This is a genomic window from Pseudomonas spirodelae, from assembly GCF_034653255.1.
Taxonomy (GTDB): Bacteria; Pseudomonadota; Gammaproteobacteria; order Pseudomonadales; family Pseudomonadaceae; genus Aquipseudomonas; species Aquipseudomonas spirodelae.
This window is the reverse complement of record NZ_JAYEET010000058.1, coordinates 15,421-39,619: the sequence shown is the minus strand read 5'-3', so window position 1 is coordinate 39,619 and position 24,199 is coordinate 15,421. Positions and strand designations below refer to the sequence as shown.

Here is a 24,199-nt window from a genome sequence, read left to right as displayed (position 1 = left end):
ACTCGCGGGATTATTCCCACTCGATAGTCGCTGGCGGCTTGCTCGACACGTCGTAGGTGACGCGGGAGATGCCTTCGATCTCATTGATGATGCGGCCGCTAACCGTTTCCAGCAGCTCGTAGGGCAGGTGCGCCCAACGTGCAGTCATGAAGTCGATGGTTTCCACGGCGCGCAGGGCGACAACCCAGGCGTAACGACGGCCATCACCGACAACGCCCACCGATTTAACTGGCTGGAACACCACGAACGCCTGACTGACCTTGTGGTACCAGTCGGCCTTGCGCAGCTCTTCGATAAAGATGTGGTCGGCGCGACGCAGCAGGTCAGCGTATTCCTTCTTCACTTCACCGAGGATGCGCACGCCCAGGCCTGGGCCGGGGAATGGGTGACGGTAAACCATGTCGTACGGCAGGCCGAGCTCAAGACCCAGACGACGCACTTCATCCTTGAACAGTTCGCGCAGCGGCTCGACCAGCTTGAGGTTCATTTCCTCTGGCAGGCCACCGACGTTATGGTGCGACTTGATCACGTGAGCCTTGCCGCTCTTCGCGCCAGCCGACTCGATTACGTCCGGGTAGATGGTGCCCTGGGCGAGGAACTTGATGTTGTCCAGCTTGTTGGACTGGGCATCGAAAACATCAATAAAGGTACGACCAATAATCTTGCGCTTCTTCTCCGGGTCGGACTCGCCGGCCAGGTTGTTCAAGAACTGCTCTTCGGCGTTGGCACGGATCACCTTGACGCCCATGTTCTCGGCGAACATGGCCATCACTTGCTCACCTTCGTGCAGACGCAGCAGGCCGTTATCGACAAACACGCAGGTCAGCTGATCGCCAATCGCCTTGTGCAGCAATGCCGCCACCACCGACGAATCGACACCACCGGACAAACCGAGCAGTACGTTGGCACTGCCAACCTGCGCACGCACCTGGGCGATGGCGTCTTCGGCAATCTTCGACGGGGTCCACAGGGCTTCGCACTGGCAGATGTCGAGGATAAAGCGCGAGAGGATGCGACCGCCCTGCTTGGTATGGGTCACTTCCGGGTGGAACTGCACACCGTAATAGCCAAGAGCGTCGTTGAACATGCCAGCAATCGGGCAGCTCGGGGTGCTGGCCAGGATGTGGAAATCCTGCGGCAGCTTGGTGACTTTGTCACCGTGGCTCATCCACACGTCGAGGCCGAACAAGCCGTCAGCGTCGACATGGTCTTCGATGCCATCGAGCAGGCGGCTCTTGCCGACCACGTCAACGCGGGCGTAACCGAATTCACGCAGCTCGGAGCCTTCGACCTTGCCACCCAGCTGCTCGGCCATGGTCTGCATGCCGTAGCAGATACCGAAGACCGGTACGCCAAGGTCAAACACGGCCTGAGGGCAGCGCGGGCTGTTGGCCTCATGCACCGACTCCGGACCACCGGCGAGGATGACCCCGCGCGGAGCGAAGGCGCGGATGTCATCGTCACTCATGTCGAACGGGTGCAACTCGCAATACACGCCGATCTCGCGTACGCGGCGAGCGATCAGCTGAGTGTACTGGGAGCCGAAATCCAGAATCAGGATGCGGTGCGCGTGGATATCTTGATGAGCCATGGCCGTCTCTCGTAGCGGAATTCACAAATGACTCGGGGCTGCCCTGTAAAACAACAGTGACAGCCCCGTGCTTTATATCAACTGATCAGTAATCAGCCCACGCGATAATTCGGGGCTTCTTTGGTGATCTGTACATCGTGTACATGGGACTCAGCCATGCCAGCGCCGGTGATACGCACAAACTCAGGCTTGCTGCGCATCTCTTCGATGGTCGCGCAACCGGTATAGCCCATCGAGGCACGCAGGCCGCCCATCAGCTGATGGACGATTGCGCCCATAGCGCCCTTGTAAGCCACGCGGCCTTCGATACCTTCCGGCACCAACTTCTCGGCACCTGCGGATGAGTCCTGGAAGTAGCGATCCGAGGAGCCCTGCGCCTGCGCCATCGCACCCAACGAACCCATGCCGCGATAGGCCTTATAGGAGCGGCCCTGGAACAGCTCGATTTCACCCGGCGCCTCTTCAGTACCAGCGAGCATCGAACCGATCATCACGCAGGATGCACCGGCCACGATGGCTTTCGACAGGTCACCGGAGAAGCGGATACCGCCATCGGCAATCAGCGGTACACCGGTGCCGGCCAATGCGGCAGCGACGTTGGCGACGGCGGAGATTTGCGGCACACCGACACCTGCGACAATACGCGTGGTGCAGATCGAGCCTGGGCCGATACCGACCTTGACTGCATCCGCGCCGGCTTCGGCCAGCGCCTTGGCCGCATCACCCGTGGCAATGTTGCCACCGATCACCTGGACTTCAGGGAAGGTCTGCTTGACCCAGCGCACACGGTCGATCACGCCTTTGGAGTGGCCGTGGGCCGTGTCAACGATGATCACGTCAACACCGGCATGCACCAGCGCAGTGACGCGATCTTCGGTATCAGCGCCAGTGCCGACCGCCGCGCCAACGCGCAGACGACCTTGGTCGTCCTTGCTGGCTAGCGGGTAAGCTTTGGCTTTTTCGATGTCGTTGACGGTCATCATGCCCTTGAGGCGGAATTGGTCATCGACAATCAGCACGCGCTCAATGCGGTGTTTGTGCAGCAGCTTGCGTACGGTCTGAGTGTCTTCACCCTCTTTCACCGTCACCAGACGCTCTTTCGAGGTCATTACATCGCGCACTTTGGCGCTCATGTTGGTTTCGAAGCGCACATCACGGCTGGTGACGATGCCGACCAGATCACCGTGGTGCAGCACCGGTACGCCGGAGATGTTGTTCTGCCGAGTCAGGTCGAACAAATCGCCCACAGTCGCGTCGGCCTCGATGGTGATCGGGTCCTTGACCACACCGGACTCGTAACGCTTGACCTTGCGCACTTCGAACGCCTGCTGCTCGGGGGTCATGTTTTTGTGAATGATGCCGATGCCGCCTTCCTGAGCCATGGCAATTGCCAGACGGGCTTCAGTGACGGTATCCATAGCAGCAGAGAGCAAGGGAATATTCAGTTCGATACCACGGGTCAGGCGCGTTTTAAGGCTGACATCCTTCGGCAGAACTTCGGAATAACCTGGAATAAGTAGAACGTCGTCGAAGGTAAGAGCTTCTTGACTGATACGCAGCATGGCGGGGGCTCCCGGACGGGAAAATTGGAAGCGCGCCATTATACTCAGACGCCCCCCTGCACTCAACGCAAAGTATTGGCAAACCCACTCGAATCTTCGAGCACGGAGGGCCGCGCCCTACAAATCAACCCGCACCAACGACACCGGATAGCCAAGCCGCGCAGCGAACTCGTCGAGAAAACTGGCTTTAAAGCCGGCATCTGCCCAGTTGTTAAAAATAAACCCGAGATTGGAAAAGCCGCAGGGCTGCAGGAATAAAAAGCCGTTGATGTCATCTTCATGACCACAGCGCGGGCAGGTGAAGTTATCGGTATGCCCTGGCATCCACTCATCCAGGCTGTCGAACAAGGCTTCGCCCACTTCCTTGCGGCACTGCGCACAGCCCGCCTCCTCAAGAAAGCCCGCCGTCGGCGTATAGATACAGCGCTTGTAGATAATTTCCATGCCATGTACGGCCTGGCCGAACGGCAACAACTCGGGACGCTCGACTACACGCCGCGCGCCCTCGGCAATGCCGTAGCCCATATGCTTGAAGGTGCGCCCGCAGGTGCTTAGCTGCTCTTCGATGATGTTCTGCTTGACCAGCCAACGCACGATCAACCGCGCCCGCGCCTCATGGCCAGGAAAGCTGGAAATCTGCGGCACTATGATGGCTTGCTGCTCACTCATAAAGGCTCGTTTAACCTGTAAGAAGACTTAGGGCGCGCAGCTTAATCGGCTGACCGTAACGGTCAAGGTCAATCCGCTATGGCCAGCCAGGGCAAAGCCTTTATCATGCCGGCCATGATTAAAGACCCCTTCCAACGCCTGAACCTCGACCGCGAGGTGCTCAGCGTCAGCCAACTGAACAACCGTGCACGCCTGCTGCTGGAAGATGTATTCGGCGGTATCTGGGTGGAAGGTGAAATCTCCAACCTGGCCAAGCCGGCGTCCGGGCATATCTACTTCACTCTTAAAGATAGCCAGGCCCAGGTGCGCTGCGCGCTGTTTCGACAGAACGCCGCCAAAGTGCGTCAGGCGCTGCGTGACGGTTTGGCCGTGAAAGTACGCGGCAAGGTCTCGCTGTTTGAAGGCCGTGGCGACTACCAACTGATTCTCGACGCCGTAGAGCCTGCCGGCGACGGTGCGCTGCGCCTGGCGTTCGAGGCGCTGAAGGAAAAACTCAGCGCTGAAGGGTTGTTCTCGGCCGAGCATAAAGTCGCCCTGCCAGCCCACCCGAAACGCATCGGCATTATCAGCTCGCCGACCGGCGCGGTGATCCGCGACATCATCAGCGTATTCCGCCGGCGCGCCCCGCAGGTCGAACTGACCCTGATCCCGACTGCCGTGCAAGGCCGCGAAGCCACCGCGCAGATTGTCCGCGCCCTCGGCATCGCCGATAAAAAAGGCTTTGATGCGCTGATCCTGGCCCGTGGTGGCGGCTCGCTGGAAGACCTCTGGTGTTTTAACGAAGAGCCGGTGGCCCGCGCCATTGCTGCCTGCGTCACGCCCATCGTCAGCGCCGTGGGCCATGAAACCGATGTATCCATCGCCGACTTTGTCGCCGACGTGCGCGCACCAACGCCCTCGGCCGCCGCTGAGTTACTGGCCCCCGACAGCAGCGAACTGGTGCAGCGCCTGCATAACCTCAAGCGCCGCCTCAACTTGCGCATGCAACACCGACTGGAACGCGAACGCATGCGCCTGGAGGGCTTGCAACGGCGCTTGCGCCATCCGGGTGAACGCCTGCGTCAGCACGCCCAGCGCGTGGATGACCTGGACATGCGCCTCAGCCGCGCCTTTGAGCGCCAACTGAAAAACCGCCGCGAACGCCTGAGCCATCTGCAAACCCGACTGCTAAGCCTGCACCCGGAGCGCAACCTCAAACTGCTTGAACAACGCCTGCAAGCGCTGGCAGAACGCTTGCAACGCAGCATGCGTGAAGGCCTCAAGGCGCGACACCTGCGACTGCATAGCCAGGTGCAAACGCTGCATGCGGTCAGCCCACTGGCGACCCTCGGCCGCGGCTACAGCATCTTGCTCGATGAGCGCGGCCGCGCCATCCGCAACGCCGCCGACACCCAGCCAGGGCAACGCTTAAAGGCGCGCCTGGGCAACGGCGAGTTGGCTGTGCGCGTCGAAGACAATCATGTGCAACCGGTCACCCTCTCGCTGCTCGACTGAGCTTTTTATGCAGGTGGATAAGCTTCGCGTTATCCACCCTAGGGATATTCAATGCGCCTATTCACCCTGCTAGTCCTGGTCTGCCTCACCCTACCCGTCTATGCCGAGGGCTTTATCAGCCGCCTGTTGAATAAACCGGTGCCCGGTGGCGTCGCAGTAGTCGATTTGGGCACGGGAGAAACGGCGCCCAGTGTGCGTTACCAGAACAAACCGGTACTGGTGATTAAAGAAGACCAACAGCGCTGGATCGCCATTGTCGGCGTGCCGCTCAGCGTCAAGCCCGGCAGCCAGCAGATCAGCGTCAACGGCAACCAGACGCTGAGCTTCCAGGTCGCAAGCAAGCACTACCGCGAACAACGCATCACCCTGAAAAACCAGCAGCAGGTCAATCCGAACGCGGCCAATCTCAAACGCATTCAGCGCGAACTCGCCGAGCAAACCCACGCCTACCAGCAATTCAGCCCACGCCAGCCGAGCAACCTGCTGTTCGACAAACCGGTCAACGGGCCACTCTCCAGCCCCTTCGGTTTGCGCCGCTTCTTTAATGGCGAGGAACGCAACCCGCACTCCGGGCTGGACTTCGCCGCCAGCCGCGGCACGCCGATCAAGGCCCCGGCCGCCGGTAAAGTGATTCTGCTTGGCGATTACTTCTTCAATGGCAAAACCGTGTTTGTCGACCACGGCCAAGGGCTGATCAGCATGTTCTGCCACCTCTCAGCCATCGACGTGAAGCTCGGCGCTGAACTGCCACGCGGTGGCGTGGTCGGTAAAGTTGGCGCCACTGGCCGCGCCACCGGGCCACACCTGCACTGGAACGTCAGCTTGAACGATGCCCGCGTTGACCCGGCGATTTTCATCGGCGCCTTCACCCCCTAACAACCTGCCAGACACGTTCAGCAACCAACCCCGCCGGCCTGACAACAGCGCAGTTGTTAAGGTGGCCACGCTGACCCATACGCTGAGACCTTAGAGGAGCGGCATGAGCGACTTCTACAACAACGCCCAGAACTGGCTTGAGAATTACCCCGAGCTTTACAGCCTGACCGGCTTAACCCTGCTGATCATTGCGGCCTGGCTGGCCAACTGGATGGTCAAACGCGTGCTGCTGCGCGGCCTCTACCGGGCGCTGAAGGCCACGCCCATTGGCCAGGACGGCACCCTGCGGGACTCACGCATCACCGCGCGGCTCGCCAACATCGTGCCGGCGCTGATTATTTCCGCCGGCATCACCCTCGTCCCCCACCTGCCGGGGGCCGTCGTCACGGCAACACGCAATGTCTGCAGCGCGTTTATCGTGCTGACTATTGCTCTGGCAATCAGCGGTGTATTGACGCTGCTGAACAGCGCCTACGAAAAGCGCCCGAACGCCCACTTAAAACCGATCAAGGGCTACGTGCAGGTGGTGAAGATCCTGCTCTTTGCCATTGCCGCCATCCTGATGGTCGCCAGCCTGATCGACCGTTCACCGTTGATTCTGCTGTCGGGTCTTGGCGCCATGGCCGCGGTGTTGATGCTGATTTTTCAAGACACCCTGTTGTCACTGGTGGCCAGCGTACAGATCTCCTCCAGCGACATCATCCGCGTGGGCGACTGGGTTGAGATGCCGCAACTGAACGCCGATGGCGATGTCATCGACATCGCCCTGCACACCGTAAAGGTGCAGAACTGGGATAAAACCATCACCACCATCCCGACCAAACGCTTTATCAGCGACCCATTCAAGAACTGGCGCGGCATGCAGGAGTGTGGCGGGCGACGGATCAAACGCAGCCTGTTTCTCGACCAGACCAGCATCACCTTTCTCAGCCCCGATGAAATCGCTCACCTGCAACGCTTCCTGCTGCTCGGCAATTACCTGCGCAACAAACAAAGCGAGCTGCACAGCTGGAACGCTGAGTTGGCCGAGGCCAGCCAGGAGCCGGCGAACACCCGACGCGTCACCAACATCGGCACCTTCCGCGCCTATGTTGAACATTACCTGCGCCAGCATGCCGGCATTAATCAGGAGATGACCCAACTGGTAAGGCAACTCAGCCCTACGCCGGACGGCCTGCCGCTGGAGCTCTACTGCTTCACCAACACCACGGCCTGGTCGCGCTACGAAGCGATCCAATCCGACCTCTTCGATCACCTGCTGGCCATTCTTCCGGAATTTGGTTTGCGGGTTTTCCAACACCCAAGTGGCGCGGATATGCGCGAATTGAAACCAAGCCTGCTGGCTACGGCCCAGCACTGACCGCAAAACGGGCGGTTGCACGCACCGCAGCCGCCCGCAATTGACACCAAGCACAGCGACTTTTATCAGCATTAAAACCATTTAAACGCGCTAAAAATGCTTATAAACACCAATTTATTCACCTTGCTTGCCAGCTTTCCCCTCAAAGATTAGGGTTGGCGCTATGAATGCCCATCACACCCTTATCCTGCTGCGCCAACACGCCAACCTCTGCTTGGTCAGCCAGCGACTGCGTGGCTAATAGCTGACGCCAGCGCACACCCCTCTTTTGAATTTCGCCCGGCTCGCCGATTGCCGCCGCGCTACAAGGATTGCCCCATGAGCATGCTTAAAGACCCGTCCAGCAAGTACCGCCCGTTCACCCCGATTGCCATTCCGGACCGCACCTGGCCGGACAAGGTCATCGACAAAGCGCCTATCTGGCTCTCCACTGACCTGCGCGACGGCAACCAATCGCTGATCGAGCCGATGGATGCCGAGAAGAAGATGCGCTTCTTCAAGTGCCTGGTGCAGGTTGGCTTGAAGGAAATCGAAGTGGGCTTCCCCTCCGCCTCGCAGACCGACTTCGACTTCGTCCGCGAGCTGATCGAAGGGGGCCACATCCCCGATGACGTGACCATCCAAGTGCTGACTCAGGCGCGCGATGACCTTATCGAGCGCACCTTCGAGTCGCTCAAGGGCGCGAAGAAAGCCATCGTGCATTACTACAACGCCTGCGCACCGAGCTTCCGCAAGATCGTCTTCAACCAAGACAAAGCGGGCGTCAAAGCCATCGCCGTGGCCGCCGGCAAGACCATCAAGCGTCTGGCCGCCACGCAACCAGACACCCAATGGGGCTTTGAGTACTCGCCGGAAGTCTTTAGCAGCACTGAAACCGACTTTGCCGTCGAGGTGTGCAATGCCGTCATCGCGGTGTTCCAGCCGACCCCGGCCAACCCGCTGATCCTCAACTTGCCGGCGACCATCGAGTGTGCCACGCCGAATAATTACGCCGACCAAATTGAATGGTTTGGCCGCCATATCGATACGCGTGACAGCGTATTGATCAGCGTGCACACCCACAACGACCGCGGCACTGGCGTTGCGGCCACTGAGCTCGCGGTCATGGCAGGCGCGGATCGCGTCGAAGGTTGCCTGTTCGGCAACGGCGAGCGCACCGGCAACGTCTGCCTGGTCACCGTCGCGCTGAACCTCTACACTCAGGGCGTGAACCCGCAGTTAGACTTCTCCGACATCGACGCCGTGCGTAAGGTGGTCGAGGACTGCAACCAGATCCCCGTGCATCCGCGTCACCCGTATGCCGGCGACTTGGTCCACACCGCGTTCTCTGGCTCGCACCAGGATGCGATCCGTAAGGGCTTCACCCAGCAGCAGGCCGATGCTGTTTGGGAAGTGCCTTACTTGCCGATTGACCCAGCCGATATCGGCCGCGATTACGAGGCGGTGATTCGCGTGAACAGCCAATCCGGCAAAGGCGGTATTACCTTCCTGCTCGAACAGGAATACGGCATTAACCTGCCGCGCCGCATGCAGATCGAGTTCAGCCAGGTGGTGCAAAAAGAAACCGACCGCCTCGGCCTGGAAATGACCGCCGCACAAATCTACAAGTTGCTCGACAGCGAATACCTGCAAGCCACCACGCCCTATGCCCTCAAAGGCCATCGCCTGCAGGAAGAAAACGGCACCAGCGCGGTCGATGTAGAAATCGTCAGCGAAGGTGAAACCCTGCACTGGCGCGGTATCGGTAAAGGCCCGCTGGAAGCCCTGGTCGCCGGCCTGCCGGTGGCTGTGGAGATCATGGACTACTCCGAGCACGCCATCGGCGCGGGTACCAATGCCAAGGCAGCCGCTTATATCGAGCTACGGGTTAACGGCGGCCGCGCCCTGCATGGCGTAGGCATCGACGAGAACCTGACCACAGCCAGCTTCCGTGCGCTGTTTAGTGCACTGAATCGCGCCCTCGGTCAGGCCGCCGAACAAGCCGCCTAAGGCAAGCGGCGCACAGGGGCGGCTAATTGCTTTTAGCCGCTTGATGTCCAGTGTAGTGCGCCTGATGAAATTGACAGCGCTCTGAGGGCGCGATTAGGCTCCGCGCCTGCGCCTGTGGCTATACCCATAAAATCAAAATAACAGCGATCCCAGCCAAACCTATCCCAACGTCTATTCGATGGGTGCCGGGAGCGTTTGTGCGCCTGTTTGGCAAAACCCTGACAGCGCACTTTCAACACATGACAAGGAAACACAACATGCTGACTAACCGGATGGGGCTGATTGCCCTGGGAATACTGAGTGCCACTCAGGCCATGGCCAATGAACAGGCAGCCTCTAATGGCTTTGTTGAAGACAGCAGCCTCAATGTGCTGCTGCGTAATGCTTACATAAGCCGTGACTACAAAGACCAAAACCAGGATAAAGCCGAGTGGGGCCAAGCGGCGATTGGCACGTTCTCCTCGGGCTTCACCCAAGGCACCATCGGCGTCGGCGTGGATGCCTTTGCGCTGTATGGTCTGCGCCTAGACGGCGGCAAGGGCCGCTCAGGCGCTGGCGGCATCGACTTCTTCAAGCAGGGTGACAGCGGTAGCGCCGCCAACGACTTGTCCAAAGCCGGCGCAGCGGTCAAATTCCGCGCATCCAACACCGTGCTGACCTACGGTGAGCAGATGCCGGCCTTGCCGGTGCTGAACCACGACAACTCGCGCCTGCTGCCGGAAAGCTACACCGGCACATTGATCACCTCCAGCGAGATCGAGGGCCTGGAACTCAACGCCGGCCGCTTTACCGCCGAATCGCGCAAAAGCGCTGAAGGCCGTGACAGCGGTGGTTTGAAATCGATCAACGTATTGGGCGGCAGCTACCAGTTCAGTGAGCAGTTCAGCGCAGCGCTTTACGCGTCTGACGTTGAAGATGTGCTGAAGAAGCAGTACGTCAACCTGAATTACGTCTTCCCGTTGGCGGCCGAGCGCTCTCTGACCCTGGATTTTAACGGCTACCGCACCAAGCTGGACAAGTCCTACGCCGAGCAGAAAGATGCTGACGGCCAGGACAACAAAATCTGGAGCTTGGCGGCTATCTACACCATGGGGGCACACTCGTTCACCCTGGCCCACCAGCGCAGCACCGGCGACAGCGGCCTGGGTTATGCCTACGGCGGCTATCAGAACCACCGCAACAGTCCGGGCGACGGCGGTAATACCATCTACCTGGCCAACTCCTACTGGTCTGACTTTAACGCTGAAGATGAGCGCAGCTGGCAGTTGGGTTATGGCCTGGATTTCAGCACGTTCGGCATCCCCGGCCTGAGCTACAACGTGGCGTATGTGCACGGCTCTAACATCACCACGTCCACCAGCACCGGCGGCAGCGAGCGCGAAATCTTCAACCAGTTCAAGTACGTGGTGCAGAGCGGTGTAGCCAAAGACTTGAGCATTAAATTGCGCAGCTCGTTCCTACGTGTGTCGCAGAAATCGAGCGAGTACAACATCGGCGGTAATGAAGTACGCGTCTTCGTTGACTATCCGATCAGCGTGTTCTGATCAGCCGCTAAGCGCAGCCTGATACAAGGCTGTGAGCTCACAAAAAAGCCCGACTGGTTCGGGCTTTTTTGTGGGTGCTTAGCGCAGTAACGAGCAAACCGTTGCTAGGCAGCACACGGTTTAACTAGCGCACCGATAGCAGGCTTAGATTGCGGCTAATTTTTCCGCCGCCAGGCGCAAGGTCTCTTCGCGCTTGGCAAAGCACAAACGCACCACACGCAGATCCTTGGGTGGAGTCTGGTAAAACACTGACACCGGGATTGCCGCCACGCCATGTTCGCGGGTCAGCCACTCGGCCATGGCCAGATCATCCAGATCAGGGCGGATAGCCGAGTAGTCGAGCAACTGGAAAAAACTACCGGCAGCGCGGGTAAAACTAAAACGCGAGCCGGTCAGCAGCTCACAAAACAAATCGCGCTTGGCTTGGTAAAAGGCAGGCAGCTCGTCGACATGCTCAGGATGTTCGGCCATATAGTCCGCCAGCGCCCATTGCAGCGGCGTCACGCCACAGAAGCTGACGTATTGATGCACCTTGCGCAGCTCCGCACTCAAGGCAGGCGGCGCCACCACATAACCGGTTTTCCAGCCAGTCACGTGGTAACTCTTGCCGAACGAGCTGACCACAAACGCCCGCTGATACAGCTCTTCATGGGCCACCACGCTGACATGTTTTGCGCCATCAAACACCAGGTGCTCGTAAACCTCATCGCTGATCAGATAAATATCGCGCCCTCGAATCAGCGCAGCGAGTTGATCCAGCGCCGCTTGGCTGATCAAAGCGCCGCTGGGGTTATGCGGACTATTGAGAATGATCAATCGCGTCCTGCTACTCAGCGCGTCCTGCAGCCGCTGCCAGTCAATGCCGAAGCCCGGCAAAGCCAGCGGCACATGCACGCAGCGCCCACCGGCCAACTCGACCGCGGGTTCATAACTGTCGTAGCAGGGATCAAACACGATGACTTCATCACCCGGACGGATCAGTGCCTGCACCGCGCAGAAGATCGCCTGAGTGGCCCCCGGCGTAATAGTGACCTCGCTGTCGGCGCAGACCTCTCGGCCATAACTGCGAGCGATCTTCGCCGCCACCTGCTCGCGCAGCGCGGGCAAGCCGGTCATCGGCGCGTACTGGTTATCTCCGGCGGCAATATGCCGAGCGACCGCATCACGCAGCGCCTGCGGGCCGTCAAAGTCGGGGAAGCCCTGTGACAGATTGAGCGCGCCGGTTTGCGCGGCGAGCTGAGACATGCGGGTAAAGATGGTGGTGCCGACATTCGGCAACTTGCTGATAATCATCGAGGCGGCATCCGGCTGGTGATGGCGCAGAATAGCCGATCACCCCAATACGCAAAAGGCACCCGAAGGTGCCTTTATATAGAGCGTTTCAATCCAAGCTTAGCGCTTGTCTTTACGCTTTTTCTCAGCCTTTTTGTGGTGAGTCATCAGGCGGCGCTTCTTGTTCACCTGGCGATCGGTGAGGGTATTCTTGTTGCCCTCATACGGGTTTTCACCACCCTTGAACTCGATACGGATCGGCGTACCGACCAGTTTGAGTACGCGGCGGTAGGTGTTTTCCAGGTAACGGATATAGGACTTGGGAACGGACTCGACCTGATTACCGTGGATTACGATCAGCGGCGGGTTGGCACCACCGAGGTGGGCATAACGCAGCTTGATCCGGCGATTGTTGACCATGGGCGGCGCGTGGTCGCCAACAGCATCTTCGAGAATCTGCGTGAGGCGGTTGGTCGGCCAGCGGGTGATCGCCGACTTGAACGAAGCCTGCACCGACTTGTACAGGTTACCCACGCCGGTGCCGTGTAACGCCGAGATAAAGTGGATATCGGCAAAGTCGACGAAGAACAGTCGGCGTTGCAGCTCGACCTTCACATAGTCGCGCTCGCTCGGCTCCATGCCATCCCACTTGTTAAGCGCGATGACTAGCGCACGGCCGCTTTCCAACACGAAACCAAGCAGGTTGAGGTCATGGTCCACCACGCCTTCGCGGGCATCCATGACGAACACCACGACGTTGGAATCCTGGATCGCCTGCAGGGTTTTCACCACCGAGAACTTTTCCACCGCCTCAAAGATCTTGCCGCGGCGGCGTACGCCGGCTGTGTCGATCAGGGTGTACTTCTCGTCATCACGCTCGAACGGGATATAGATACTGTCGCGGGTGGTGCCCGCCTGGTCATACACGATGACCCGCTCTTCGCCGAGCATGCGGTTGACTAGGGTCGACTTGCCGACGTTGGGCCGGCCGATGATCGCCAGTTTAATACCGTCCTTCTCGCTTGGGCCGGGAATGCGCTTGGCTTCCTGGCCTTCCAGCACTTCTTCCTCTTCCTCACCCTCTTGCAGCTCGTTGGCATCCTTGGGGAAGGAGCCCAGCACCGCTTCGAGCATCTGGGTGATACCGCGACCATGGGCGCCGGCAATCGCCAACGACTCGCCCATGCCCATGCTGGAAAACTCAGCGCGGGCCAGGTCGGCGTCAATGTTGTCGACTTTGTTGATCACCAAGAAGCTGCGTTTGTTACGACGACGCAGGTGCTCGCCAATCATCTGGTCAGAGGCGGACAACCCTGCGCGAGCATCCACGAGGAACAGCACGGCATCGGCTTCTTCAATGGCCTGCAGGGACTGCTCGGCCATCTTGGCGTCGATGCCTTCTTCGTCACCGGAAATACCACCGGTGTCGATGACGATATAGGTGCGCCCCTGCCACTTGGCCTCACCGTACTGGCGATCACGGGTCAGACCAGACAGGTCGCCGACAATCGCGTCACGGGACTTGGTCAAGCGGTTAAACAGGGTGGACTTGCCGACGTTCGGGCGGCCCACCAGGGCAATTACGGGAACCATTAGGCTCTCCACTTCGTTATTTCAGAAAATACAAAAGCCGCTGCACGAGCAGCGGCCGGAATTCATTGCGCTGGCCATGCTTTACAGCCTCAAGTGCTGCAAAGCATAGCCAAAGCGACAGACGGTTACTTGATGGTCAACGCCACCAGTTTGCCGCTATTGCCAAAGGCATACAGCCAGCCACCCGCCACCAATGGACGCGCACGCAGACCATTACTGTCGATACGTGTACGGCCGACAAAGCGGCCATCCACCTGACTCACCAGATGCAGGTAACCTTCCAGGTCACCAAATGCTACGTAACTGGAGAACACTTCCGGCGCAGACAGCTGGCGGCGAGCCAGTGCGTCATTGTTCCACAGTGCTGACGCAGAACGCTCATCGATACCTTCAACGGTACCGCTGGCCAGGTTTACATAAACACTGCCATACCCTTGGGCAACGCCAACGGAGCTGGAGGCTTCACGCTGCCAAAGGATACGACCGCTTTCCAGGTCCATCGCGGCCACACGACCTTGATAGCTGACCGCATAAAGCGTACCGGCCGAAAGCAGCAGACCGCCGTCGATATCAACAACGCGCTCCAGCTCGGAGCGGCCCTGCGGAACGGCTACGCGCTGCTCCCAGACAGGAATACCGCGCTGCGCATCCAGCGCAATCACCTTGCCAGTGGACAAGCCAGCAACGGCCAGACGATTGGTCAGTACCGGGCTGCCGGTGCCACGCAGCGTGAGTACCGCCGGCGTGTTTTCGAATATCCAGCGCTGGTTACCGCTGTCGGCATCAAAAGCAATCAGGCGGTCATCCTGGGTCTGTACCAGCACCACATCACCGTTCAACGCAGGCGCAGCCAGCACTTCGCTGGTGACACGAGCGCGCCACTTTTCTTCACCGTTAGCCGTATCGAGGGCGATGATTTCGCCCTTCAAAGTCCCGACCACGACCAGGCCATAGCCTGCAGCGACGGCACCGGAAACTGGAAGCTCCAGCTCAGTTTTCCAAAGAACCTTGCCGGTCATGCGGTTCATGGCGACGATCAGGCCTTCAACGTCAGCGGCATAGATCTGCTCACCGTCAATCGCAGGCGTTAGCATGTTGAAGGTTTCGCCCTGGCCCTCGCCAATCGAGCGACTCCATTCTTTTTGCAGGCTGACCTCTTCCTCAAACTTGGGCAGATCGGCCGGGGGCAGTTCCTTCTTACTATTGCTGCTGCAACCTACAGCCAAAACGGCCAGGGCCAGCAGTGCGGCATTCTTCCAGCGCATCACGTCACGCATCCCCTTTTGCCAGATCATCCAGCTTCATTTGCAAACCACCGACAGCTGCCTCTTCAGAGAGTGCTGCTTTGGCTTTTTCGTAGGCAGCGTGTGCATCATCGGCACGGCCGAGCTGCACCAACAAGTCGCCCTTGAGCTCTTCACGGCTGGCGATAAAGGCCGGCGCAACCTTGGCATCCAGCAGCTTCAGCGCATCGTCAGCCTTATCCTGAGCGGCCAACACGCGCGCCAGGCGCTGACGGGCCAACTCAGCCAGGCTGTCATCAGCCGGCTTATCAACAATCGCCTGCAGCTCGCTAGCGGCGTCGTCCAGCTTGCCCGCTTCAACAGCTACTTTGGCGACGAACAGGCTGCCGTACTGGGCGTAATGAATCCCGGCGTAATCACTTTTCAGGGTGTGAGCCAGCGCTGCAACTTTACCGGCATCCGGCTTGCCACTAGGGTCCAAAGCAGCCTCAAGCAGCTGTTGATACACCAATGAAGCGCCTTGCGCCTGATTGCTCTGGTACTTCTGCCAACCCTGCCAGCCGAACACCACCGCCAACGCCAGCACAACGCCAGTCAGCAATGGCATACCATTTTGCTGCCACCAGTCCTTGATTACCGCCAGATCTTCATCATCAGTACGCGAAACCACCCCAACACTCCTTTTCGCTAAATCACTAAACAGACGCTCAGGCCTGATTGGCGCAGTTCGCCAGATGATCGGCCAATGCCGACCACGCAATACTTTGCTGCTCGCCCTGACCACGCAACGGCTTGCAACCTACCACTTGCTGGGCCAATTCGTCTTCACCCAAGATCAAGGCGTACAACGCGCCGCTTTTGTCGGCTTTCTTGAACTGACTCTTGAAGCTACCGGCCCCGGCATTCACTTGCAGACGCAAGCCTGGCAACTGATCACGCAGACGCTCGCTTAAGGCCAAAGCGGCCAATTCAGCCGCCTCACCGAAAGCACACAGGTAAACGTCAACCGTGCGGGCGATTTCAGCCGGTACTTTACCTAGAGTTTCGAGCAACAGCACCAAGCGTTCGATGCCCATGGCAAAACCCACGCCCGGCGTCGGCTTACCGCCCATCTGCTCAACCAGGCCATCGTAACGGCCACCAGCACAAACGGTACCCTGAGAACCGAGCTGATCGGTGACCCACTCGAATACGGTTTTGCTGTAGTAATCCAGGCCGCGCACCAGCTTGGGGTTGATTACGTACGGCACGCCCGCAGCATCCAGACGGGCCTTCAGCCCTTCGAAATGCAGCCGTGACTCTTCATCAAGGTAATCCGCCAGTTTCGGCGCATTAACCAATACCGCCTGGGTTTCTGGCGATTTGCTGTCGAGTACACGCAGTGGATTGCTGCCCATACGGCGGCGGCTGTCTTCATCCAGCTGATCGGCATGCGCCGAGAGAAACTCGACCAACGCATCCCGGTACACCGCACGGGCTGCACTGGTGCCGAGGCTGTTGAGCTCAAGCTTCACCGCATCACGAATACCCAGCAGGCCCCAAAGGCGCCAGGTCAAGACGATCAACTCAGCATCGATGTCCGGGCCGTCAATATTGAACACTTCCACGCCAATCTGATGAAACTGGCGATAACGACCTTTCTGCGGCCGCTCGTGACGGAACATCGGGCCGATGTACCAAAGCTTCTGGGTTTGCCCGCCGCCGGACAGGCCATGCTCAAGTACCGCGCGCACGCACGCCGCAGTGCCTTCCGGGCGCAGGGTCAGGGAATCACCATTGCGGTCGTCGAAGGTGTACATCTCTTTTTCAACGATATCGGTGACTTCGCCGATGGAGCGCTTGAACAGCTCGGTGAACTCGACGATCGGCATACGTATCTGCCGATAGCCATAGCCATCCAGCAGATTGGCCACAGTGCCTTCGAAGTAGCGCCAAAGCGGAGTCTGCTCGGGCAGGATATCGTTCATGCCACGGATGGCTTGCAGGGGCTTGCTCAATTCAATTCCTTAACGGTGTTAGCTACGCACGATAACGGCGGCGTCAGCGGCGACCTTGTCGGCCGCTTTCTGGCGGATCAGCTTTTCCAGCTCATCGACCAGGTTGTTATTACCCAGTTTGAGCGCCGGCTTGCCATCGATATAAATCAGGTTAGGCGAGCCGCCAGTCAGGCCGATATGCGCCTCTTTGGCTTCACCGGGACCGTTGACCACACAACCGATCACCGCCACATCCAGCGGCACCAGTAGGTCTTCGACGCGCTGCTCCAGCTCGTTCATGGTTTTCACCACATCGAAGTTCTGCCGCGAGCAACTTGGGCAGGCGATAAAATTGATGCCACGGGAACGCAGGCGCAGCGATTTGAGGATGTCGTAGCCAACCTTGATCTCTTCAACAGGATCAGCGGCCAAGGAAATGCGGATAGTGTCGCCAATACCTTCGGCCAACAGCATGCCCAGGCCTACCGCGGATTTGACTGTACCGGAGCGCAGGCCGCCTGCTTCGGTAATCCCCAAATGCAACGGCTGCTCGATTTGCTTGGCCAGCAGTCGGTAGGCTTCCACGGCCATAAACACGTCGGAAGCCTTTACGCTGACCTTGAAGTCGGGGAAGTTCAGGCGATCGAGGTGCTCGACATGGCGCAATGCCGACTCGACCAAGGCCTCGGGCGTCGGTTCGCCATATTTCTTCTGCAGGTCTTTTTCCAGCGAGCCCGCATTGACCCCAATGCGAATCGGGATGCCTCGATCACGCGCGGCCTCAACCACCGCACGCACACGGTCTTCACGGCCGATGTTGCCCGGATTGATGCGCAGACAATCAACTCCGAGTTCTGCCACACGCAAGGCGATCTGGTAATCGAAGTGGATATCAGCCACCAGCGGTACCTTGACCTGCTGCTTGATCCGGCCGAAGGCCTCGGCTGCATCCATATCCGGCACCGAAACCCGCACAATGTCCGCGCCGGCATCTTCCAGGCGACGAATCTGCGCCACGGTCGCGGCCACATCGTTGGTATCGCTGTTGGTCATGCTCTGCACGGCTATCGGCGCATCGCCGCCAACCGGCACCGAACCGACCCAGATTTGGCGTGAAATACGACGTTTAATTGGAGATTCACCATGCATGTTACTGCCCACCCAACTTCAGACGCGCGGTCTCACCAGAGATAAAAGGCGCCACATCAACCGGGCTGCCATTGAGGCTGACCTGCGCACCACGGGCATAGCCCAGGCGCAGCTCCAGAGGTGCCTTACCCGTCAACTGCAGGCTGTCGCCCTTACGCTTGAGGGCGCTGAACAGCACCTTGCCATTAGCATCGGTTAGCTGCGTCCAGCAATCTGCAATAAAGGTCAAACTGACCACGGCTTCGCCCGCACCAGCCTGAACCGGCGTAGGCGCAGGTTCAGCGGATACAGCAGGCAATGCCTCTACAGTGACCGGAGCGGCAGCGGCGGCGACTGGCGGAAGCGACTCTTGCACCGGCACATTCTCGCTGGGCGTTTCAGCAACGCCAGGCTCTGGTAAGGCGGGAGTATCTTCAGACGGCAGCGGCAAAACTGTTTCCGCCTCCATCTGGGCCGCTTCCACGGCCTGATCCTCGGGCTCATCCAAAGGATGAATCTGTGTGGTGCCGTCAGCGCCGTCTACTTCAACATGCTCAAGGCTTTGAGTGGCAAGGTCTTCAGCCTGGCGTTCAGTCTTTTCCTGCCACCAGAAGAAACTCAAGCCAGCCAGGGCAAGCAACAACACAAAACTGACCATGCGCAAAATACGCTGCGAGTAGCTCACCGGCCCTTCAATGCGCCCCAGACTGTGTACGCTGCTGCCTGCGGCATCGCTACCGGTGAATTGATCGAACTCCATCACCAGACGATTCTGATCAAGCTCCAACAACTTGGCGTAAGCGCGCACATAACCACGCGCAAAGGTATGCCCTGGTAACTTGTCGAAGGCACCTTGCTCAATCTGACTCAAGCGTTGCGAGGTCAAATTCAACTGCGCAGCGACCTCTGCCACGGCCCAACCACGGCTCTCGCGAGCCTCGCGCAACGTCTCACCCGGATTGATACGGGGAACTGCTAGCCCTTCAGGATGCGCCGCTTTCATCATTGCTCCGACAGGTATTGCTGATATTCCGGCGTGCCCGGATAAAGTCGCTTCAACTGCAAACCGAGACTCGCGGCATTGTCGCGCTCCTCGAAAATCTTCGCCAAACGCACGCCTAACAATAGGCTGCGGGCATTCTGCGGTGCCAAGGACATATAGGCTTCGTAATAGCTACGAGCAGGCACGTATTGTTTGTCCTCGTAGGACAACTGCGCCATCTCCATCAACGCCCGCGGCTGGCGGCTATTCAAACGCAGTGAGCGTTCAAAATAAGCCTTGGCCTGCTCACGCTGCTGCAGCTGCAATGAAGTCAAACCGAGGTTTTCGAACACCCGCGAACGCTCGGGATAAAGGTTGTCCTGAGCGGCTTCGGTATAGCGCTCCAGTGCTTCCTGGTAACGCTGCTGCTCATACAGAAAGCTGCCGTAGTTGTTCAGTAAGCGCGCATCATCACGACGCTGCGAAATGGCCTTGCGAAAGTGCTCATCGGCCAGCTTGGGCTCCATTTCTATCTGGAACACTAACGCCAGTGCGGCATGCGCATCGGCATTCGACGAGTCGAGCTCCAAGGCTTTTTTCAGCGGCACCTTGGCGCGCTCGGTTTGACCTTGTTGCAGGTAGCCGATGCCCAGTTGTACATAGGCATCCCGCGCTTCTTCACGGCCCTTGCCGGTTTTCATCGGATCAACAGTACCGGTTGTGACACAACCGGCTAACAGACTAGCGGCCAACAGCAATAACGCGGGTCGCAAGGTCATGGGTATCCTCCCCTTAGGTTCGATTGGCGGCGGCACTCGGCGTTTCGGCCTCGCTACTCAATTCACGCACAGCGATATAACGTTCACTACGGCGGGTACGGTCCATGACCTGGCCAACCAATTGGCCACAGGCTGCGTCAATGTCCTCACCGCGCGTGGTACGCACGGTGACATTGTGCCCGGCTTTATGCAGCAGGTCTTGGAAACGGCGGATCGCATTATTGCTAGGCCGCTCGTACCCCGAGTGAGGGAAGGGATTAAACGGAATCAGGTTGATCTTGCAAGGCACATCTTTGAGAAGTGCGATCATTTCCTCAGCGTGCTCAATCTTATCGTTTACATCCTTAAGCAGGGTGTACTCGATGGTCAGCACGCGCTTCTCACCCAGCCGAGAAACATAACGCTTACAGGCTGCCAAAAGCATTTCCAGCGGGTACTTCTTGTTGATCGGCACCAATTGGCTGCGCAGCTCATCATTGGGTGCATGCAGCGACAGCGCCAACGACACGTCGATGACCTCACCCAGCTTATCTATCATCGGCACTACGCCCGAGGTGGACAACGTCACCTTGCGCTTGGAGATGCCATAGCCGAGGTCATCCATCATGAGTTTCATGGCAGCGACCACATTGTCAAAATTCAACAACGGTTCGCCCATGCCCATCATCACCACGTTGGTGATCGCCCGGTCAATCTTCGCCGGCACACTGCCAAACGACTTATTGGCAATCCACACCTGACCGATGATTTCCGCAGCAGTAAGGTCACTGTTAAAGCCTTGCTTACCGGTCGAACAGAAACTGCAATCCAGCGCACAACCGGCCTGCGACGAAACACACAAAGTGCCGCGCGTGCCCTGGGGTATATAAACAGTTTCAACACAGCTACCTGACGCCACCCGCACTACCCACTTGCGCGTGCCATCAGTGGAAATATCTTCGCTGACCACTTCCGGGCCGCGGATTTCAGCACAGGCCTTGAGCTTTTCGCGCAAGGCCTTGCTGACATTACTCATGGCATCGAAGTCATCGACGCCAAAGTGGTGAATCCACTTCATCAACTGACCGGCGCGGAAACGTTTTTCCCCGATTTGTTCGAAGAATTGTTCCATTTCTGCCTGGGTCAGACCCAACAGATTAGTTTTACCGGTCAATGCGATCATGGCTTCACCCTCACTCAATTCGCTTAGCGAATACGAGCGCAAACTTCAGTGGACGCAAAGAAGTAAGCGATTTCGCGAGCAGCAGAAGCTTCGGAGTCCGAACCGTGGACAGCGTTTTCGTCGATGGAAACGGCGAAATCAGCACGGATAGTGCCGGCAGCAGCTTCTTTAGGGTTGGTAGCGCCCATCAGATCACGGTTAGCCAGAACAGCGTTTTCGCCTTCCAGAACCTGAACGATAACGGGGCCGGAAGTCATGAAAGCAACCAGGTCTTTGAAGAAGCCACGCTCGCTGTGCTCAGCGTAGAAACCAGCAGCTTCGCGCTCAGACAGCTGAAGCATTTTCGAAGCGACGACGCGCAGGCCGGCTTTTTCGAAACGGCTGGTGATTTCGCCGATAACGTTTTTAGCAACAGCGTCAGGCTTGATGATGGAGAAAGTGCGTTGAACAGCCATGTGAAACTCCAGAAACAGTGGTTAAAGCGAAAAATTAAACCCGCGAATTATACGCGGGTTTATTGGGATTGCCTAACAGCGTACAGGGCGACTCAGTCAGCCTCTTCGATCCAGGCAGCCTGAACGGCTTCCAGCACCTTCTCGCCACCGCGAGTCGGATCGTCGCTGAATTCGGGCAGCGCCAGAATCCATTTATGCAAATCGACAAAATTAACGTAACGCGGATCGACATCCGGCTTGGACTCAGCCAACTGAATAGCGATTTCCAGAACATCAGCCCATTTCAGCGTCATAACAGCTCCTTGAATCAGTGCGGCGCTTCTGCGGCATGATTGAGCGAGTATTTAGGAATTTCGACAGTGATATCTTCATCACCCACGATGGCCTGGCAGGACAGCCGTGATTGCGCCTCCAAGCCCCAAGCCTTGTCGAGCATGTCTTCTTCCAACTCATCCGCCTCAGCCAGCGAATCAAAGCCTTCACGGATAATGCAATGACACGTGGTGCAGGCACAGACGCCCCCGCAGGCACTTTCGATCTCGATGTGATGCTCATGCGCAACCTCAAGCACCGATGTGCCGGGTGCCACTTCAACCACCAAACCTTCTGGGCACAGTACAGCGTGGGGCAGAAAGATAATCTGCGGCATGCTTATTCCTCAATCTCATCAAGACTACGGCCAGCCAGCGAGGCTTTGACCGTGGCATCCAGACGACGCGCCGCAAAGGCATCGGTTATCTGGGTCAATCGCTTGGTTTGCTGCTCAATGGCCAGACCATCGTTGGCCGCCATGCAGTCGCGTAATTGCTGCATCTGCGCCTCAATGGCCACTCGCTCATCAGCATCCAGCAAGCGCTCACCATCCGCCAACAAAGCGGCCTCCACCGCCTCCAGCAAACGCTGGGCATCGACTTGTTGCTCGCGCAATACGCGCGCCACTTTGTCGTCGCTGGCGTTTTTGAACGAGTCCTGCAGCATGCGGGCAATCTCGCCATCCGTCAGGCCGTAGGACGGCTTGACCTGGATACTCGCCTCAACACCCGACGCCAACTCAAGGGCTGACACACTGAGCAGGCCGTCAGCATCGACCTGGAAGGTCACACGAATTTTCGCCGCACCGGCCACCATAGGCGGAATACTGCGCAACTCGAAGCGCGCCAGGGAACGGCAGTCACTGATCAGCTCGCGCTCACCCTGCAGCACATGGATCATCATGGCTGTCTGGCCATCTTTGTAAGTGGTGAAGTCCTGGGCGCGCGCCACGGGAATGGTGGTGTTGCGCGGAATCACCTTTTCCATCAGCCCGCCCATGGTCTCCAGGCCCAGCGACAGCGGAATCACGTCCAACAGCAGCAGTTCTTCACCGTCACCGCGCCTATTACCTGCCAAAGCATCCGCCTGGATTGCTGCACCAATGGCCACCACCTGATCGGGATCGATATCGGCCAGCGGCTCACGGGAGAATAATTCGGCGACGGCCTGGCGCACGCGCGGTACGCGGGTCGAACCACCGACCATGACCACGGCCTCGACTTCTTCCAGCTCAATACCCGCATCACGCACCGCACGGCGGCAGGCTTTAAGGCTGCGCGCGACCATGGGCTCAATCAGCGCATCAAGCTGCTCGCGACTCAGCTCACCTTGCCAGCCGACATAGCTGAGCGTGGTAGTCGCGTTATTGGTCAACGCTTCTTTGGCTGCACAGGCGGTCTGTAGCAACAAGCGCTGCTGCCCCGGATCCAGGTCTTCCGACACGCCCGCCTGCTGCACAATCCAGCCAGCAATGGCGTAGTCGAAGTCATCACCACCCAGCGCGCTATCACCGCCCGTGGCGAGCACTTCAAACACACCACCGGTCAGGCGCAGCACGGAAATATCGAAAGTGCCGCCGCCCAGGTCATAAATCGCCACCACGCCTTCAGCGTGCTGGTCGAGCCCATAGGCAACTGCCGCCGCAGTCGGCTCGTTGAGCAAACGCAGGACATTCAGCCCTGCCAGACGCGCCGCGTCTTTAGTGGCCTGGCGCTGCGAGTCATCAAAATAGGCCGGCACGGTGATCACCGCACCGACCAGTTCGCCACCCAGCGTCGCCTCGGCGCGCTGACGCAGCACTTTGAGAATCTCGGCGGAAACTTCGACCGGACTTTTCGGCCCCTGCACCGTTTCAATAAACGGCATGTGCGACTCACCACCGACAAAGCGGTAAGGCAACTGCTCACCCAGCTGCTTAACGTCGGCCAAGCCACGCCCCATCAGGCGCTTGACTGACAGCACGGTATTCAACGGGTCGCCCGAAGCTGCCGCCCTGGCATCCTCGCCAACCTCAACACGATCAGCGTGGTAGCGCACCGCGGACGGCAGAATGACCTGCCCTGCGGCATCAGCCAGAGGTTCAGAGAGCCCGCTACGCACAGCGGCGACTAGCGAATTGGTGGTACCCAGATCAATCCCCACCGCCAGCCTGCGCTGGTGGGGCTGAGGGCTTTGTCCGGGTTCAGCGATCTGCAGTAAGGCCATGAGTAA

Annotated in this window: 21 protein-coding genes; 5 read left to right on the top strand and 16 right to left on the bottom strand. The window is 58.7% G+C overall.

The features are described 5' to 3' along the window. Positions 1-10: 10 nt before the first annotated feature. From guaA to SOP97_RS19950, 3 genes are all read right to left on the bottom strand, one after another. A complete protein-coding gene (guaA, locus tag SOP97_RS19960; RefSeq protein WP_322950574.1) occupies positions 11-1,591 on the bottom strand; it encodes a glutamine-hydrolyzing GMP synthase in 1,581 nt (526 codons plus the stop codon). A gap of 92 nt (positions 1,592-1,683) precedes the next feature. Further along, positions 1,684-3,153 carry an IMP dehydrogenase gene (gene guaB / locus SOP97_RS19955; RefSeq protein WP_322950573.1) on the bottom strand — a complete coding sequence of 490 codons (1,470 nt, stop codon included), beginning with the start codon at positions 3,151-3,153 and terminating at the stop codon, positions 1,684-1,686. Positions 3,154-3,270: 117 nt separating this feature from the next. After that, the gene (locus SOP97_RS19950; RefSeq protein ID WP_322950572.1) at positions 3,271-3,822 is read right to left on the bottom strand and encodes a sugar ABC transporter ATPase; all 552 of its coding nucleotides are present in this window, start codon (positions 3,820-3,822) and stop codon (positions 3,271-3,273) included. 114 nt (positions 3,823-3,936) lie between these two features. On the opposite strand from SOP97_RS19950, the gene xseA reads away from it, so the two are divergent. From xseA to SOP97_RS19925, 5 genes are all read left to right on the top strand, one after another. Then, positions 3,937-5,316, top strand: coding sequence for an exodeoxyribonuclease VII large subunit (gene xseA / locus SOP97_RS19945; protein ID WP_322950596.1), 1,380 nt, complete (start codon positions 3,937-3,939; stop codon positions 5,314-5,316). A 51-nt stretch (positions 5,317-5,367) separates the two neighbouring features. After that, entirely contained in the window at positions 5,368-6,192 is an 825-nt protein-coding gene (locus SOP97_RS19940; protein ID WP_322950571.1) for a peptidoglycan DD-metalloendopeptidase family protein, read from the top strand. Positions 6,193-6,295: 103 nt separating this feature from the next. Continuing rightward, positions 6,296-7,552, top strand: coding sequence for a mechanosensitive ion channel family protein (locus SOP97_RS19935; protein WP_274086954.1), 1,257 nt, complete (start codon positions 6,296-6,298; stop codon positions 7,550-7,552). A 318-nt stretch (positions 7,553-7,870) separates the two neighbouring features. Next, positions 7,871-9,541: a 2-isopropylmalate synthase gene (leuA, locus tag SOP97_RS19930; RefSeq protein ID WP_274086955.1), complete on the top strand. Its 1,671-nt coding sequence runs from the start codon at positions 7,871-7,873 to the stop codon at positions 9,539-9,541. Between the two features lie 257 nt (positions 9,542-9,798). Continuing rightward, positions 9,799-11,085, top strand: a complete 1,287-nt coding sequence (locus SOP97_RS19925) for an OprD family porin (RefSeq protein WP_322950570.1) — start codon at positions 9,799-9,801, stop codon at positions 11,083-11,085. Positions 11,086-11,229: 144 nt separating this feature from the next. Here the strand turns inward: SOP97_RS19925 and SOP97_RS19920 are convergent, their stop codons facing one another. From SOP97_RS19920 to hscA, 13 genes are all read right to left on the bottom strand, one after another. Further along, on the bottom strand, positions 11,230-12,378 hold the full coding sequence (locus tag SOP97_RS19920; protein WP_322950569.1) for a pyridoxal phosphate-dependent aminotransferase: 1,149 nt from the start codon (positions 12,376-12,378) through the stop codon (positions 11,230-11,232). A 99-nt stretch (positions 12,379-12,477) separates the two neighbouring features. Next, positions 12,478-13,950 carry a ribosome biogenesis GTPase Der gene (der, locus tag SOP97_RS19915; protein ID WP_274086958.1) on the bottom strand — a complete coding sequence of 491 codons (1,473 nt, stop codon included), beginning with the start codon at positions 13,948-13,950 and terminating at the stop codon, positions 12,478-12,480. A 125-nt stretch (positions 13,951-14,075) separates the two neighbouring features. Continuing rightward, a complete protein-coding gene (gene bamB, locus SOP97_RS19910; protein ID WP_322950595.1) occupies positions 14,076-15,227 on the bottom strand; it encodes an outer membrane protein assembly factor BamB in 1,152 nt (383 codons plus the stop codon). Beyond that, on the bottom strand, positions 15,220-15,801 hold the full coding sequence (locus SOP97_RS19905; protein WP_322950594.1) for a tetratricopeptide repeat protein: 582 nt from the start codon (positions 15,799-15,801) through the stop codon (positions 15,220-15,222). Before SOP97_RS19905 ends, bamB begins: the two co-directional genes overlap by 8 nt. A gap of 100 nt (positions 15,802-15,901) precedes the next feature. Continuing rightward, positions 15,902-17,191 carry a histidine--tRNA ligase gene (gene hisS / locus SOP97_RS19900; protein WP_322950568.1) on the bottom strand — a complete coding sequence of 430 codons (1,290 nt, stop codon included), beginning with the start codon at positions 17,189-17,191 and terminating at the stop codon, positions 15,902-15,904. 18 nt (positions 17,192-17,209) lie between these two features. Next, positions 17,210-18,319 carry a flavodoxin-dependent (E)-4-hydroxy-3-methylbut-2-enyl-diphosphate synthase gene (ispG, locus tag SOP97_RS19895; protein ID WP_274086960.1) on the bottom strand — a complete coding sequence of 370 codons (1,110 nt, stop codon included), beginning with the start codon at positions 18,317-18,319 and terminating at the stop codon, positions 17,210-17,212. A gap of 1 nt (position 18,320) precedes the next feature. After that, a complete protein-coding gene (locus SOP97_RS19890; protein ID WP_322950567.1) occupies positions 18,321-19,301 on the bottom strand; it encodes a RodZ family helix-turn-helix domain-containing protein in 981 nt (326 codons plus the stop codon). Then, positions 19,301-20,059: a type IV pilus biogenesis/stability protein PilW gene (gene pilW / locus SOP97_RS19885; protein WP_274086962.1), complete on the bottom strand. Its 759-nt coding sequence runs from the start codon at positions 20,057-20,059 to the stop codon at positions 19,301-19,303. The genes SOP97_RS19890 and pilW overlap by 1 nt, the downstream gene beginning before the upstream one ends. Before the next feature lie 13 nt (positions 20,060-20,072). Further along, positions 20,073-21,221 carry a dual-specificity RNA methyltransferase RlmN gene (rlmN, locus tag SOP97_RS19880; RefSeq protein ID WP_322950566.1) on the bottom strand — a complete coding sequence of 383 codons (1,149 nt, stop codon included), beginning with the start codon at positions 21,219-21,221 and terminating at the stop codon, positions 20,073-20,075. Between the two features lie 23 nt (positions 21,222-21,244). Further along, complete coding sequence (ndk, locus tag SOP97_RS19875; protein ID WP_274086964.1) at positions 21,245-21,676, bottom strand: nucleoside-diphosphate kinase; 432 nt, start codon at positions 21,674-21,676, stop codon at positions 21,245-21,247. A 92-nt stretch (positions 21,677-21,768) separates the two neighbouring features. Continuing rightward, positions 21,769-21,969, bottom strand: coding sequence for a Fe-S cluster assembly protein IscX (gene iscX, locus SOP97_RS19870; protein ID WP_274086965.1), 201 nt, complete (start codon positions 21,967-21,969; stop codon positions 21,769-21,771). A 14-nt stretch (positions 21,970-21,983) separates the two neighbouring features. Next, positions 21,984-22,325 carry an ISC system 2Fe-2S type ferredoxin gene (gene fdx / locus SOP97_RS19865; protein WP_322950565.1) on the bottom strand — a complete coding sequence of 114 codons (342 nt, stop codon included), beginning with the start codon at positions 22,323-22,325 and terminating at the stop codon, positions 21,984-21,986. A gap of 2 nt (positions 22,326-22,327) precedes the next feature. Continuing rightward, a complete protein-coding gene (gene hscA, locus SOP97_RS19860; protein ID WP_322950564.1) occupies positions 22,328-24,193 on the bottom strand; it encodes a Fe-S protein assembly chaperone HscA in 1,866 nt (621 codons plus the stop codon). Positions 24,194-24,199 lie beyond the last annotated feature (6 nt).

Excerpts from the sequence above, each read along its gene's own strand:
- guaB (WP_322950573.1), bottom strand. The coding sequence starts at position 3,153 with ATGCTGCGTATCAGTCAAGAAGCTCTTACCTTCGACGACGTTCTACTT.
- bamB (WP_322950595.1), bottom strand. The coding sequence starts at position 15,227 with ATGCGTGACGTGATGCGCTGGAAGAATGCCGCACTGCTGGCCCTGGCC.
- iscX (WP_274086965.1), bottom strand. The coding sequence starts at position 21,969 with ATGACGCTGAAATGGGCTGATGTTCTGGAAATCGCTATTCAGTTGGCT.
- SOP97_RS19905 (WP_322950594.1), bottom strand. The coding sequence starts at position 15,801 with ATGCCATTGCTGACTGGCGTTGTGCTGGCGTTGGCGGTGGTGTTCGGC.
- fdx (WP_322950565.1), bottom strand. The coding sequence starts at position 22,325 with ATGCCGCAGATTATCTTTCTGCCCCACGCTGTACTGTGCCCAGAAGGT.
- SOP97_RS19890 (WP_322950567.1), bottom strand. The coding sequence starts at position 19,301 with ATGAAAGCGGCGCATCCTGAAGGGCTAGCAGTTCCCCGTATCAATCCG.
- pilW (WP_274086962.1), bottom strand. The coding sequence starts at position 20,059 with ATGACCTTGCGACCCGCGTTATTGCTGTTGGCCGCTAGTCTGTTAGCC.
- xseA (WP_322950596.1), top strand. The coding sequence starts at position 3,937 with ATGATTAAAGACCCCTTCCAACGCCTGAACCTCGACCGCGAGGTGCTC.
- ispG (WP_274086960.1), bottom strand. The coding sequence starts at position 18,319 with ATGCATGGTGAATCTCCAATTAAACGTCGTATTTCACGCCAAATCTGG.
- SOP97_RS19920 (WP_322950569.1), bottom strand. The coding sequence starts at position 12,378 with ATGATTATCAGCAAGTTGCCGAATGTCGGCACCACCATCTTTACCCGC.
- guaA (WP_322950574.1), bottom strand. The coding sequence starts at position 1,591 with ATGGCTCATCAAGATATCCACGCGCACCGCATCCTGATTCTGGATTTC.
- SOP97_RS19935 (WP_274086954.1), top strand. The coding sequence starts at position 6,296 with ATGAGCGACTTCTACAACAACGCCCAGAACTGGCTTGAGAATTACCCC.
- leuA (WP_274086955.1), top strand. The coding sequence starts at position 7,871 with ATGAGCATGCTTAAAGACCCGTCCAGCAAGTACCGCCCGTTCACCCCG.
- SOP97_RS19940 (WP_322950571.1), top strand. The coding sequence starts at position 5,368 with ATGCGCCTATTCACCCTGCTAGTCCTGGTCTGCCTCACCCTACCCGTC.
- SOP97_RS19925 (WP_322950570.1), top strand. The coding sequence starts at position 9,799 with ATGCTGACTAACCGGATGGGGCTGATTGCCCTGGGAATACTGAGTGCC.
- SOP97_RS19950 (WP_322950572.1), bottom strand. The coding sequence starts at position 3,822 with ATGAGTGAGCAGCAAGCCATCATAGTGCCGCAGATTTCCAGCTTTCCT.
- hscA (WP_322950564.1), bottom strand. The coding sequence starts at position 24,193 with ATGGCCTTACTGCAGATCGCTGAACCCGGACAAAGCCCTCAGCCCCAC.
- der (WP_274086958.1), bottom strand. The coding sequence starts at position 13,950 with ATGGTTCCCGTAATTGCCCTGGTGGGCCGCCCGAACGTCGGCAAGTCC.
- ndk (WP_274086964.1), bottom strand. The coding sequence starts at position 21,676 with ATGGCTGTTCAACGCACTTTCTCCATCATCAAGCCTGACGCTGTTGCT.
- rlmN (WP_322950566.1), bottom strand. The coding sequence starts at position 21,221 with ATGATCGCATTGACCGGTAAAACTAATCTGTTGGGTCTGACCCAGGCA.